Consider the following 13,278-nt stretch of genomic DNA (forward strand, 5'->3'; position numbering starts at 1 on the left):
CTCAACCCTCCAGCAGCAGATATTCGCGCAAAATAACCTTGAGGCCGAAACCGGGAAAATTGACCTGCACCTTGTCCGGCGGCAGTTCCTTCACGATCTTGCCGCGCCCGAAAATGCGGTGGCGGCAGTAGCAGAGCGCGCCTGCGGCCGCAGAAGCTGTCCCCGAAGCCTCCGGCGCGGCGGCAGGCTCCACGGACGTTGCCGCAGGCGCGGGCGCGCGCTCTTCCGGCGGCAGCTGGCAGTCGTCCCAGGCGGCGGCCGGAGGTTCGGCCCCGTGATTGCGCAGGCCCAAGGCCGCGGCCGGAGCCAACAGCCCCTCGCCGGAGGCCTTGCGCCCAAAACCCGCACCGCCGGCCTCACGGCGGCGCAGTACGCCGCCAAAGCCCTCTACCCATTCCTCCACCAGACCGGGGGCCAGCTCACGCACAAAAGGGCTGGGGCTGGCGTGCTGGTTGCCCCGCTCGGCCCGGCTGTACAGGGCGGCGGGCACGTAGAGGTCCAGACTCTGACGGGCGCGGGTGCAGGCCACGTACATCAGGCGGCGTTCTTCCTCAAAATCTTCGGGCCGGGCCAGGGCATGCCGGGAGGGGAAGCGGTCCTCCACCAAATCAATAATGAGCACGGCATTCCACTCCAGCCCCTTGGCCGAATGCACGGTGGAAAGGGTCACCCGCCCCTCGCCGTCGTCGCCCTCCTCTTCCGGCGATTCCAGGGCCAAATCCGCCACAAAGAGGTCCAGCTCCGTATAGGCTGAGGCCATCTGCACAATTTCTTCCAGGCCTTGTTGCCGCCGGGGCCAGTCTTCGGGGTACAGGGTCTCCAGCCGGGGCCGGTAGTGCTCCAGCACGGCGTTCAGCGTGGCCGCCGGGGTCTGGGGCGCGGCGCGCAGGCTGTCCACAAAGCGCATGTCCTCCAGCAGGGCGGGAAAGCGGGCAAAGGCTTTTTCCACATTCTTGGCGTCGCCGCGGGCCGTTGCCGTATAGAGCTTTTCCACGGTCTTGGGGCCGATGCCGTGGTGCTGGGCCGCCATCCTGGCAAAGGCGGGCAGGTCCAGAGGGTTGAGCAGCAGACGCACATAGGCCATGACGTCCTTGACGTGCGCGGCTTCAGTGTAGCGCAGCCCCCCGTACTTGCGAAAGGCCACCCCGGCCTGGTTCAAGGCCAGCTCCAGCTGATACGAATGGAAGCCCGCCCGGAACAGCACGGCAATCTCGTGGGGCAGATGCTCCTGCAGCAATTCTTCAATGCGCCGCACCACCAGCCGGGCCTGGCTCAGGTCGCTCAGGGGCGTGATCAGGCGCACGGGCGCGCCGCCCTGTCTGCGCGTAAACAGCTTTTTGCGGAAGGATTCCGCCGCGTGGGCCAGCAAGCTGTTGGCCACGTCCAGCACGGGCTTGGTGGAGCGGTAATTCTCTTCCAGGCGGATGACCCGCGCCCCTGGGAACAGCTTGGGAAAATCCAAAATATTACGCACATTGGCGCCGCGAAAGGCGTAAATGGACTGGGCCTCGTCGCCCACGGCCATGACGTTGCCGCTCTCCCCGGCCAGCAACCGCACCAGACGGGCCTGCACCAGGTTGGTATCCTGATACTCGTCCACCAGGATATGCCCGTAACGCTCGCGCAGGGCCGCGGCGGCCAGGGCGTTCTCCCGCAGCAGGGCTTCCAGCTCAAAAAGCAGGTCGTCGTAATCCAGCAGCCCCTTTTCCCGCCGGTAGGCCGTATAGGCCGTGTCCAGCAGCGCCAGGGATTCCGCGTGCGGCAGCAGATGAAAGGCCTCACGCCGCAGCACTTCGTCCAGGGGTTGTTCCTTGTTCCTGGCCTTGCTCAGCAGCCCCACAATACTCTGCGTTTTGGGGAAGGAGCGATCCCCCTTGCCCAGCCGCAGGGCCTCCTTGCACTGCTTTACGGCCGCGGTAATGTCCGCCGCGTCCATGACCGTAAAAGGCCGGTCGCCCAGCCAGGACGGCCGCCAGCGGCGCAAAACCCCGTAGGCAAAGGCGTGGAACGTGCCGCCCTGCACCCCGGCCAGCCCCTGCCCCAGCAGCAGCCCGGCCCGGTGCAGCATTTCCCGTGCGGCCTTGCGCGTAAAGGTAAGCAGCAACATGCTCTCCGGCGATACGCCCCGCTCCGCCAGCCAGGCCAGACGGTACACGATGGTGCGGGTCTTGCCGCTGCCCGCGCCCGCCACCACCAGGGTGGGGCCGTCGCCGCTGGTGGCCGCCGCGTACTGCGCCTCATTGAGGGCTTGTGCGTAATCAATCATGCGGGCACGGTAGCACAGGCGGCCCGCACAGGCCAGAGGCCGAAACCTGGGGAAAAAGAGGGATTTTGTGGAGGAAAGGGAACTGCAAAAAACTTTTTCCTCAAGCGACGCGAGCCTTTTTTGAGGAAAAGCCGACGGCAACCGCGGCAAAGCCTCCCCCAATACCCGGCATTGACACCCACCCCCGCAGCAGTGACAATCTTTCTTTGGCCTTTAATCAGGATTTGCCATGCGCTTTACGGAAGACGAACTGGTAGTGGGGGCGGGGGCCCGGCTCTCCCGCCGGCGGCGGCTGTACCTGGCGGTGCTGCTGGGCATGTTAGCGGCCTTCGGCCCCCTCTGCACCGATACCTATTTGCCCAGCCTGCCCGCCATGGGGGCGGACCTTTCCCTTTCTACGGCAGCCACCCAGCTCACCATCACGGCTTGTCTGCTGGGCATGGCCCTGGGCCAGCTCTTTGTGGGGCCCCTTTCCGACGGCACAGGCCGGCGCGGCCCCCTGCTCTGCGCCCTGGTCTTCTTTACCCTGGCCTCGGCCTGCTGTGTGGCGGCCCGGTCGGGGCACGGCTTCATTGCCCTGCGCTTTGCCCAGGGCCTGGGCGGGGCCGGCGGCATTGTGCTTTCCCGCGCCGTGGCCTGCGACCTGTTTCGCGGACCAGAGCTCACCAGCTTCATGAGCCTGCTCATGGCCGTCAACAGCGTGGCCCCCATTGCCGGGCCCGTGCTGGGCGGCGCGCTGGCCGGGCTGGGCGGTTGGCCCTGGGTGTTCATCTTTCTGACCGGCATGGGCGTGGCGCTGCTGCTCTTCTGCGCTTTCGGCCTGCCCGAAACCCTGCCCCCCAAGTTGCGCCGTCAGGGCGGCACCCGCGCCAGCCTGCAGGCCACCGCCGCTCTCTGCCGCGACCCGGCCTTCATGTGCTATGTGGGCATGCAGGGCTTTACCATGGGCGGCTTCTTCGGCTATGTGGCCGCCTCGCCCTTTGTTTTTCAGGGCATGTACGGCATCTCGCCCACGGGCTACAGCCTTATTTTCGGCGGCAACGCTCTGAGCGTCACCATCATGGCCCTGATCACGGGGCGGCTGGCGCGCAGCCGGGGCGAAATGCGCCTGCTCAACGTGGGCAACTGGCTGCGTCTGGTGGCCTGCCTGGCGGTCCTGGCCGTAACCCTGCTGCGGCCCGCCTCGCCTTTGCCCATCATGGCCAGCCTCTACGCCATGCTGGTGCTGCAGGGCATGACCATGCCTTGCGCCTTTACCCTGGCCATTGAGGCCCAGCGCGTGGGTGCGGGCACGGCTTCGGGGCTGCTGGGCGTGGCCATGTTTCTGGCCGGAGCCGCCTCTTCCCCCCTGGTGGGGCTGGGCGGCCCGGACACCGCTGTGCCCCTGGGCCTGATCTGCGCCGCCAGCGGCCTGCTGGCCCTGATCACGGGTCTTGCGGGCAACCGTCTGCTGGCGCGTCGCCGGGCGCAGGAAACGCCTGCACAGGAACAATCCGCGCTGCGCCCGCATTGACGCAAACGGCCCGCGCGTTTACAACCACAGACGGCCCCAACCCGCGCCGCGCCAGGACGCGACGCACACTGCGAGGAAACGCCATGCCCCAGGAACAGGAACAATTCCAAAAAACCGTGGACCAGGTGCTGGAAGCCGTCATGTTTGAAAACTGGCTGCGCTTCTATTTCATCAGTGAAAAGCCCGACGCCCCCGCCCATGAAGACGGCGAAGCGCCCCTGTTTATGGCCGTGCCGGTCAAAGGCATGGAGCGCATCAGTGAGCTCTACCCCCACCTGCTGCCCCTGGCCGACGCCATGAACGGCAAGGAAGTGGATTTTGAAACCTCGCGCCAGGCCGTCTGCCACTTTGTACTGGAACAGATGGACGGCAAGACCATACCGCGCGACACTGCAGGCATGATCTTCGGCAGCACGGCCTTTCAGGTGCGCCTGCAGCTCTTCAACGCCTGGGTGCAGATGCACGAAAGCCAGCTGGACCAGGCATTTCTGGACTTCGGCGCGTGGCGTAAGCTGTTTACGGAATGGACGGCCACCCCGGCAGCCCGGGAACTGGGCGAAAAACTCTCCATCTCCATCCAGTCCGGCGCGGCAACGCCCCCCAAAACCACCGTACAGTGATCCCGGCCCGGAGCAAGATTTTGTACACGTAGGGCCCCACAAGGCCGGGAGAACGCCTTGCCGGTTAAACAATTTTTACGGAGCGGCATACGGGCGTTATTAACAAAAGTTTGTAAAATCAATATATTAGAAAAAATCATCCGCGTATTTTTCTTGGCACGGCCATTGCAATAGAAAGAGTACCTTCCTTTCTTTTGCTGACAGCCTCCTCCAAACGAAACGGCCTGCCTCCCCAAGCGGGCCGTTTTTTTATCTCCAAACCACGGTGAACAGCATGCACGAGCATTTTCTGGCTTCGGAATATCCGCCCTGCCCGCCGGCACGCGCGGGCTTTCACATCATCCCCGTACCGCTGGAGCGCAGCGTTTCTTACGGCGGGGGCGCGGCCCAAGGCCCGGCGGCCCTGCTGGCCGCCTCACAGCAGCTGGAAGCCTGGGAAAGCGGCCTCGCGCCCGGCGAGACAGGTTTTTATACTGCCCCGCCCGTGGACTGCACCGGCCCGGTGGCAGAGGTGCTGGACCGCATTACGGCCGCCGTTGACACGGCTCTGGACTGTGGGGCCGTGCCCGTGCTGCTGGGCGGCGAGCACACGGTCACCCTGGGGGCCCTGCGCGCCCTGGCGACGCGGGCAAAACAACGCGGTGAGCCTTTGGGCGTGGTGCAGTTTGACGCCCACGCCGACCTGCGCCAGAGTTATGAGGGCGACCCCTATTCCCACGCCTGCGTCATGTACCGGGCTGCGGCGGACCTGGGCCTGCCCTTGGTCCAGTTTGCCGTGCGGGACTTTTGCCGCGAAGAGGCCGCCACGCGCGAGCGCCTGGGCGTGACGCACTACGACGCACGCTTCCTGGCCCGCGTGGGCCTGCCGGAAAAACCCTTTCCCGAAGGATTCCCCCACAATATCTACATCACCTTTGACCTGGACGGACTGGACTCCTCCCTCATGCCGGCCACGGGTACGCCCTCGCCCGGCGGCCTCAACTGGCGCGAGGCCCAGTTCATTCTGGAACGCTGCGTGGCGGGCCGCCGGGTGGCGGGCCTGGACGTGGTGGAGCTGGCCCCCATACCCGGCCTGCACCACGCGGATTTTACGGCGGCCAAGCTGACCCACCTGCTCATGGGCCTGGCCCAGGCCGCCAACGACCAACAACCTGCGGAGGCACGCTCATGAAAAATACGGCAGTCACCTTTCGAGAAGCCAAGGGCGGGGAAAAACTGGTCATGATCACGGCCTATGACTACAGCACGGCCAGGGTCATGGACGCCGCCGGGGTTAACGCCATCCTGGTGGGCGATTCCCTGGGCATGGTCATGCTGGGCTACGAAGACACCCTCTCCGTCACCCTGGACGACATGATCCGCCACTGCGCCGCCGTGGCCCGCGGCACACGCGAAGCCCTGGTGGTCTGCGACATGCCCTTCATGAGCTACCACACGGGCGTGGAAGAAGCGGTGCGCAACGCCGGCCGCCTCATGGTCGAAGGCCGCGCCCAGGCCGTCAAACTGGAAGGCGGGGCGGACTTCTGCCCCGAAGTGCGCGCCCTGGTGCGGGCCTCCATCCCGGTGGTGGGCCATCTGGGCCTCACCCCCCAGTCCGTCAACGCCTTCGGCGGCTACAAGGTACAGGGCAAAACCCCCCTGGCCGCCCAAAAACTCCTGGACGACGCCCGCGCCCTGCAGGACGCCGGGGCCTTCGCCCTGGTGCTCGAATGCGTTCCCGCCCCCCTGGCCGCCAAGATCACCCAGGCCCTGACCATCCCTACCATCGGCATTGGCGCGGGCGCGGACTGCGACGGCCAGGTGCTCGTCTGGCAGGACATGACCGGTATGACCCCCGGCAAACTCCCCCGCTTCGTCAAACGCTTCGGAGAGGTGGGCCAGGCCCTGCGCGGCGCTGTGGAAGCCTACGCCCGCGAAGTGCGCGCCGCGGCCTTCCCCGCTGAAGAACACGCCTATCCCCTGCCCGAAGGCGCCGAAAAGGCTTTTCGAAAGCTGAAGTAGACGGGGAAGAAGGGGGGGGGAAGGAAACTTTTGTGAACAAAAGTTTCCTTCCCCCCACACCCCCTATCCTTCAAAAAACTTTTTCCCTCCCGGCAATATGCCGGGCGTACCCTGAACGGGGTAACAAGGGTGACGTTAGAGAAATTTATTTTTTCAATATACTATTATCAGGGAATATTATCTCCTGGAAAAGCCTGCGTCCGGGCTGTGGGCGACGGCAACGGCACAAAATAGCCACCCCCGTTTTTTCGCCCTCTTCCCCACACAAAAATCCCGACCGCACGTCTGCAACCGCCTCCGGCCCGGCCGGAACATTTGCCATGCGAGGGCGGCTTTGGTATGCTTGACAGCTTGAAGGCATCTTTACACGGAGTACACATATGGCCAGAAAACCGGCCCTCAGTCCTGCGGACGCGCGCGCCGAGGCCTTAGGCACGGCGCTTTCCACTATTGAGCGCAAATACGGCAAGGGTGCGGTCATGAAGCTCTCCGACGAGGCTCATGTCAACATCCCTGTTATTCCCACGGGTTCCATCGGTCTGGACCTGGCCCTGGGGGTGGGAGGCATTCCGCGCGGGCGCATCACGGAGATCTTCGGCCCGGAATCTTCGGGCAAGACCACGCTTACCCTGCACATCATTGCCGAGTGTCAGAAGCAGGGCGGCACCTGCGCCTTTGTGGACGCGGAGCACGCCTTGGACGTGGGCTATGCCAAAAGGCTGGGCGTCAACACGGACGAGCTGCTCATTTCGCAGCCGGACTACGGCGAGCAGGCTTTGGACATTGCGGATATGCTGGTGCGTTCCGGCGCGGTGGATCTGGTGGTGGTGGACTCGGTGGCCGCGCTGATTCCCCAGGCGGAACTGGACGGCGACATGGGCGAAACGCAGGTGGGCGGTCACGCCCGGCTCATGTCCCACGCCATGCGGCGGCTTACGGGCACCATCCACAAGTCGCACACGTCGGTCATCTTCATCAACCAGATCCGCATGAAGATCGGCGTCACAGGCTACGGCAGCCCGGAGACCACCACCGGCGGCAACGCCCTCAAATTTTACGCTTCGGTGCGTATGGACATCCGCCGCATCCAGACCCTCAAGGACAAAGAAGAGTCTTTCGGTTCGCGCACCAAGGTCAAGGTGGTCAAAAACAAGGTGGCCCCGCCCTTCCGCAGCGCCATTTTCGACATTTTGTACGGTCAGGGCATTTCGCGTTCCGGCGAACTCATCGACCTGGGCATTGAGGCCAAGGTCATTGAGCAAAGTGGCTCCTGGTTTGCCTTTGGCGCGGAAAAGCTGGGCCAGGGACGTGAAAAGGTGCGCGCCCTGCTGGACGAAACCCCCGAACTGCGCAACCAGATTGAAGCCAAGGTCGTGGAGTTTCTGGGACTGCACCCGCAGGAAAGCCTTCCTGACGGCGAGGAGCTGGACGAAACGCCGCCCCCCGCCCCCGACTACGACTGATCAGGCCCTTAATTTCGGGCAGAGGACGCCGCGCCGGGGGCGCGGCGCGCCCTGCCGCGCGCAGCCTTGCACTACGGAGCCACTATGCTCACCGCCAAAGAAATCCGCCGCCGCTATCTGGAATTTTTTCAGCGTCACCAGCACGCCATTGTGCCCTCCGGGCCCATCATTCCACCCAACGACCCCACCCTGCTCTTTACCAATGCGGGCATGGTGCAGTTCAAAAAACTTTTTCTGGGCGAGGAAAAGCGCGACTACAGCCGCGCCACCACCTGTCAGAAATGCCTGCGCGTTTCCGGCAAGCACAATGACCTGGAAAACGTGGGCCGCACGGCGCGCCACCACACCTTTTTTGAAATGCTGGGCAACTTTTCCTTTGGCGACTACTTCAAACGCGAGGCCATTGCCTGGGCCTGGGAGTTTGTGACCAAAGAACTGGAACTGCCCAAGGAAAAACTCTGGGTCACGGTCTACCGCGAAGACGATGAGGCCGCCGCCCTGTGGGCCGAGCTGGCCGGTCTGCCGCAAGAACGCATTGTGCGCATGGGCGAGAAGGACAACTTCTGGACCATGGGCGATACGGGCCCTTGCGGCCCCTGCTCCGAAATCTATGTGGACCAGGGCGAAGAAATGTCCTGCGGCTCCCACTGCGGCATCGGCCAGTGCGACTGCGACCGTTTTCTGGAAATCTGGAACCTGGTCTTCACCCAGTTTGACCAGGCCGCCGACGGCACGCGCTCACCCCTGGCCCGGCCCAACATCGATACGGGCATGGGCCTGGAGCGCATGGCCGCCGTCGTGCAGGGCAAGCGCTCCAACTTCGACTGCGACCTGTTTCAGGAGATCATCCAGTACGCAGCGGGCCTGGCGGGCGTAAGCTACAGCTACAGCGCGCCGGACACCAACGACGTGGATACGGCCCTGCGCGTCATTGCCGACCACAGCCGCGCCGCAGCCTTTCTTATTGCCGGGGGCGTGCTGCCCTCCAATGAAAGCCGGGGCTATGTGCTGCGCCGTCTCATCCGCCGGGCTTTACGCTTTGCCACCCTCATGGGCGTGCACGAGCCCTTCATGTACAAAGTGGCCCGCAAGGTCACGGAGGTCATGGGCGACGCCTATCCCGAACTGACGGAACATGCCGATTTTATCGCCCGCGCCGTGTTTGAGGAAGAGCAGCGCTTTTCCCTCACGCTGCAGAAAGGCCTGGAGCTGCTGGACGAAGAGCTGGCCGCCCTCAAGGCCGCGGGCAAAACGCGCATCCCCGGCGACTTCTGCTTCAAACTCTACGACACTTATGGCTTCCCCCTGGACATTGTTACGGACGTGGCCGAAAAACGCGGCTTTACCGCCGACGCGGCGGGCTTTGAAACCCACATGGCCGCGCAGCGCGCCCGCGCCCGCGAGCACCAGAAAAAAGGCGGCCTGCTGGGCCAGGCCGGAGCGGGGGCCAATCCCTTCCAGCCTCTGCTGGACGCGGGCCTGACCAGCGCCTTTGTGGGCTACGAGCGTCTTACGGCCCAAAGCCCGGTCACGGACCTGCGCAACGCGGCGGGCGCGGCCGTGGACCTGCTGGGCGAGGGCGAAACAGGCTATGTGGTGACGGAAAGCACGCCCTTTTACGGCGAGGGCGGCGGGCAGGCCGGAGACGCGGGGCATCTGCGCTCCGCTTCAGGCGCAGCCACGGTGCGCACCACCCTCAAGCCCGCGCCCACCCTGTTGGTGCACGAAATTTATGTGGATTCGGGCGAACTACGCTTGGGCGACACGGTAGAACTGACCGTGGACGCCGACCAGCGCGCGTCCACGGCCCGCAACCACACCTGCACCCATTTGCTGCACGCGGCCCTGCGCCGGGTGCTGGGCAGCCACGTCAAGCAGGCGGGCTCCCTGGTGGACGGCACGCATCTGCGTTTTGACTTTTCCCACATTGCGGCCCTGACCCCTGAAGAGCTGGCTGCTGTAGAGCGCCAGGTCAACCGCGCCATTCTGGCGGACATGCCCGTCAGCACCAAAATCATGCCCGTGGCCGAAGCCATGGCCAGCGGAGCCATGGCCTTGTTCGGCGAAAAATACGGCGATGCCGTGCGCGTGCTGACCGTGGCCGACCCGACGGCAGACGCGCCGGAATCCGTGGAACTGTGCGGCGGCACGCACCTTTCCCGCACGGGCGAGGCCGGTTCCTTCCTGATTGTTTCCGAAAGCGGCGTGGCCGCCGGGGTGCGGCGCATTGAAGCCGTCACCGGCTGGAACGCCTATGCCCGCGCCGTGGAGCAGCGGGCCGAGCTGGCCTCCCTGGCCGACCTGCTCAAAGCCCGGCCGGGCCAGCTGGCCGAGCGGGTGCAAGCCCTGCACGGCGAAATCAAGAAGCTGCGCAAGGCTTCGGAAAAGGCCGCCCCGGCCACGGGCGCGGACCTGGTTTCGCAGGTCAAGGAAGTCAACGGCCGGCGTCTGCTGGCCGCCCGCCTGGACGGCGTGCCCATCAAGGCCCTGCGCGGCCTCATGGACGACGTGCGCGCCCGCCTGCCGGAAAAGGCCGTGGCCTGCCTGGCCACGGTAGAGGACGGCAAGGTGGGTCTGCTTGTCTATGTTTCCAAGGATCTGCACAACACATTTACGGCCCCGGCCCTGATCAAGGAAGTCGCGGCCCCGTGCGGCGGTTCGGGCGGCGGACGCCCGGACATGGCCCAGGCCGGCGGCACCAGGCCCGAAGGCCTGGAAGCCGCGTTCGCCCTGTTACACCAGCGCCTGCTGGACGCATGAGGACATATACGCCATGATCGGCATCTCCAAACTCTACTGCGGCCAGGTGGAACCCTCCGACGCCCTGCGCTACGGGCGGCAATCGGACAAGCTGCCCTCCCATCTGCTGCAATTTTCCAAGGATAAAAAACCCGTTGTGGTCTGGAACATGACCCAGCGCTGCAACCTCAAGTGCGTGCACTGCTATGCCAAGGCCGTGCCCGTGGACGGCGAGGACCAGATCAGCACCACCCAGGCCAAGGCCATGATCGACGATCTGGCCGCCTACGGCGCGCCGGTCATGCTTTTTTCCGGCGGTGAGCCCCTGGTGCGCAAAGACCTGGTGGAGCTGGCCAGCCACGCCACGGCCAAGGGCATGCGGGCGGTCATCTCCACCAACGGCACGCTCATCACCAAGGCCAAGGCCCGCGAACTCAAGTCCGTAGGGCTTTCCTATGTGGGCGTTTCGCTGGACGGCATGGAGCCCGTGCATGACAAGTTCCGCGCCGTGCCGGGGGCCTTTAAAAAGGCCCTGGAGGGCATTGCCAACTGTCAGGCCGAGGGCCTCAAAGTGGGCCTGCGCTTTACCATCAACAAGCGCAACGTGGCTGAAATTCCCGGCATCTTCCGCCTGCTGCGCGAACTGGAAGTGCCCCGCGCTTGCTTCTACCACCTGGTCTATTCCGGGCGCGGCTCAGACCTCATCAAGGAAGACCTGGACCACAGCGAAACCCGCCAGGTGCTGGACCTCATTATGGACGAAACCCGTGCCCTGTTTGACGCGGGCAAGCCCAAAGAAATCCTCACCGTGGACAACCACGCCGACGGCCCCTACGTCTGGATGCGCCTCAAGCGCGAAGACCCCAAACGCGCCGAGGATGTTTTTGAGCTTCTCCAGTACAATGAGGGCAACAACTCCGGCCGGGGCATCGGCTGTATCTCCTGGGACGGCAAGGTGCACGCCGACCAGTTCTGGCGGCAGCACGTCTTCGGCAATGTGCTGGAGCGCCCCTTCTCCCAGATCTGGGACGACCCCGACATTGAACTGCTGCACCAGCTCAAGGACAAAAAAACCCACGTCAAGGGCCGTTGCGCCAAGTGCCGCTATCTCAACATCTGCGGCGGCAACTTCCGCGCCCGCGCCGAAGCCTTCTACGGCGACATCTGGGCCCAGGATCCCGCCTGTTACCTTACGGACGAAGAAATAGGACTGTAAGGGCGCGTTATTGCGGGGAAGGAAGCGTCGGGGCCCGTGCAAAACGGCACGGCCCTGACGTTGCCTCCCCCATCCTGCAAAAAATCCTCTTTCCGCACAGCACAGGGGGCCCCCCCCGGCCGGACACAAAAGCCAGCGCCGGCGCCCCCGCCCGCCCCCAATGCCAGCGCCGCACGCCGTTCCCCCGGCCAGACGATCCAGAAACATGCCAGCCACGCCGCTTTGTCCCGCAGTTTTCGCGGGTCGGAACCGGCAGCAGGGTTTATGATACTCATCCATCTTTACGGTGTCCTGCTCTTCTTCTACGTGACCTTCCGGCTGATCCTGCCCGCGCCTTTGCCGCCCCGGGGCAAGGCTCTTGCCGCAACGCTTGCCCTGCTGGTCTCGCAGTACCATCTGTGTGTCCGTTTCCTGTCCGGTTCGCTCAGCTCGCCGGAGATGCCCTACTTTGTGCTGGCGGCCTTCAGTGCGGCCTTCATCGTCATGACCGTCATTTTCGCCCTCTTGCTGCTGCGCGACGGCCTGCGGCTGGGGCTCCTGCTTGTGCGCAAACTGACGTGCCGGCGCAGCACGCCCTTTTCGCCGGGCAGGCGGGCCGTTGCCCTGGCCGGTCTGGGGCTGACCGTGGGCGCTTACGGCTTTAAAGAGGCGTTGCGGATTCCGGCCGTCAAAACAACGGAAATTTTTTTGCGCCGCCTGCCCGCCGCGCTGCATGGCCTTGTGGTTGTGCAGCTTACGGACCTGCACGCCTCGGCCCTGCTGCACGCGCCCCGCGTGGCGGCCATTGTGGCGGCCGTCAACGCTCTGCGCCCGGACCTCATTGTCTGCACCGGCGACCTGGTGGACGGAACCACCACCAACAGGGACGCCGACGTGGCCCCGCTGGGGCTGCTGCGCGCCCGCTACGGGGTGTATGCCTGCGAGGGCAACCACGAATATTATGCCGACTATGCCGGCTGGATGCGGCATTTTGCCGCCCTGGGCCTGCCCCTCCTGCACAACGCTCATACGGTTGTGGACATTGGGGGAACCCCCCTGGTCATTGCGGGCCTCAATGACCCCATGGCCCCCCTCTTCGGCAGGCCCGGCCCGGACCTGGAAAAAGCCTTGGCCGGAGCTCCGGCCGGGGCCGCCACGCTGTTGCTGGCGCACCAGCCCGTAGGCGCGCGCGAAAACGCCGCCCACGGCATTGACCTGCAGATTTCCGGACACACGCACGGCGGGCAGATGCTGGGCTTTGACCAGATCGTCGCCGCCCGCAACGACGGATTTGTCCGCGGGCTCTATGATGTGGACGCCATGCGGCTTTTTGTCGGCCCCGGCGTGGGTCTGTGGGCGGGCTTTCCCGTAAGGCTCGGCGTGCCCGCCGAAATCAGCCGGCTTGTGCTGCGCACGGCCTGACCCGCCAAAAACCGGCGGGCAAAAACGGCGCAGCAGGACACGCGACACGTCTGCTTGCG

General features: G+C 64.8%; 9 protein-coding genes. 8 read left to right on the forward strand and 1 reads right to left on the reverse strand.

Features of this window, described 5'->3' with window-relative positions:
- Position 1: 1 nt before the first annotated feature.
- Positions 2–2,266, reverse strand: a complete 2,265-nt coding sequence (locus J7I12_RS08165) for an ATP-dependent helicase (protein ID WP_208360742.1) — start codon at positions 2,264–2,266, stop codon at positions 2–4.
- Positions 2,267–2,495: 229 nt separating this feature from the next.
- On the opposite strand from J7I12_RS08165, the gene J7I12_RS08170 reads away from it, so the two are divergent.
- The 8 genes from J7I12_RS08170 (at position 2,496) to J7I12_RS08205 (ending at position 13,219) form a co-directional block, all read left to right on the forward strand.
- Positions 2,496–3,779, forward strand: a complete 1,284-nt coding sequence (locus tag J7I12_RS08170; RefSeq protein ID WP_208360739.1) for a multidrug effflux MFS transporter — start codon at positions 2,496–2,498, stop codon at positions 3,777–3,779.
- A gap of 83 nt (positions 3,780–3,862) precedes the next feature.
- Positions 3,863–4,399: a hypothetical protein gene (locus tag J7I12_RS08175; RefSeq protein WP_118230121.1), complete on the forward strand. Its 537-nt coding sequence runs from the start codon at positions 3,863–3,865 to the stop codon at positions 4,397–4,399.
- A gap of 274 nt (positions 4,400–4,673) precedes the next feature.
- Entirely contained in the window at positions 4,674–5,570 is an 897-nt protein-coding gene (locus J7I12_RS08180) for an agmatinase family protein (RefSeq protein ID WP_118230120.1), read from the forward strand.
- Positions 5,567–6,400, forward strand: coding sequence for a 3-methyl-2-oxobutanoate hydroxymethyltransferase (gene panB, locus J7I12_RS08185; RefSeq protein WP_208360737.1), 834 nt, complete (start codon positions 5,567–5,569; stop codon positions 6,398–6,400). Before J7I12_RS08180 ends, panB begins: the two co-directional genes overlap by 4 nt.
- A gap of 380 nt (positions 6,401–6,780) precedes the next feature.
- Complete coding sequence (gene recA / locus J7I12_RS08190; protein WP_118230118.1) at positions 6,781–7,863, forward strand: recombinase RecA; 1,083 nt, start codon at positions 6,781–6,783, stop codon at positions 7,861–7,863.
- A gap of 84 nt (positions 7,864–7,947) precedes the next feature.
- Positions 7,948–10,623, forward strand: a complete 2,676-nt coding sequence (gene alaS / locus J7I12_RS08195) for an alanine--tRNA ligase (RefSeq protein WP_208360735.1) — start codon at positions 7,948–7,950, stop codon at positions 10,621–10,623.
- Positions 10,624–10,636: 13 nt separating this feature from the next.
- The gene (ahbC, locus tag J7I12_RS08200) at positions 10,637–11,818 is read left to right on the forward strand and encodes a 12,18-didecarboxysiroheme deacetylase (protein ID WP_208360733.1); all 1,182 of its coding nucleotides are present in this window, start codon (positions 10,637–10,639) and stop codon (positions 11,816–11,818) included.
- A gap of 264 nt (positions 11,819–12,082) precedes the next feature.
- The gene (locus J7I12_RS08205; protein WP_118230115.1) at positions 12,083–13,219 is read left to right on the forward strand and encodes a metallophosphoesterase; all 1,137 of its coding nucleotides are present in this window, start codon (positions 12,083–12,085) and stop codon (positions 13,217–13,219) included.
- Positions 13,220–13,278: the final 59 nt, after the last annotated feature.

It is taken from the genome of Desulfovibrio diazotrophicus, assembly GCF_902498985.2.
Classification (GTDB): domain Bacteria; phylum Desulfobacterota; class Desulfovibrionia; order Desulfovibrionales; family Desulfovibrionaceae; genus Desulfovibrio; species Desulfovibrio legallii.

Coding starts and splice junctions, on each gene's coding strand:
- recA (WP_118230118.1), top strand. CDS start 6,781: ATGGCCAGAAAACCGGCCCTCAGTCCTGCGGACGCGCGCGCCGAGGCC.
- J7I12_RS08175 (WP_118230121.1), top strand. CDS start 3,863: ATGCCCCAGGAACAGGAACAATTCCAAAAAACCGTGGACCAGGTGCTG.
- alaS (WP_208360735.1), top strand. CDS start 7,948: ATGCTCACCGCCAAAGAAATCCGCCGCCGCTATCTGGAATTTTTTCAG.
- panB (WP_208360737.1), top strand. CDS start 5,567: ATGAAAAATACGGCAGTCACCTTTCGAGAAGCCAAGGGCGGGGAAAAA.
- J7I12_RS08180 (WP_118230120.1), top strand. CDS start 4,674: ATGCACGAGCATTTTCTGGCTTCGGAATATCCGCCCTGCCCGCCGGCA.
- J7I12_RS08165 (WP_208360742.1), bottom strand. CDS start 2,266: ATGATTGATTACGCACAAGCCCTCAATGAGGCGCAGTACGCGGCGGCC.
- J7I12_RS08170 (WP_208360739.1), top strand. CDS start 2,496: ATGCGCTTTACGGAAGACGAACTGGTAGTGGGGGCGGGGGCCCGGCTC.
- ahbC (WP_208360733.1), top strand. CDS start 10,637: ATGATCGGCATCTCCAAACTCTACTGCGGCCAGGTGGAACCCTCCGAC.
- J7I12_RS08205 (WP_118230115.1), top strand. CDS start 12,083: ATGATACTCATCCATCTTTACGGTGTCCTGCTCTTCTTCTACGTGACC.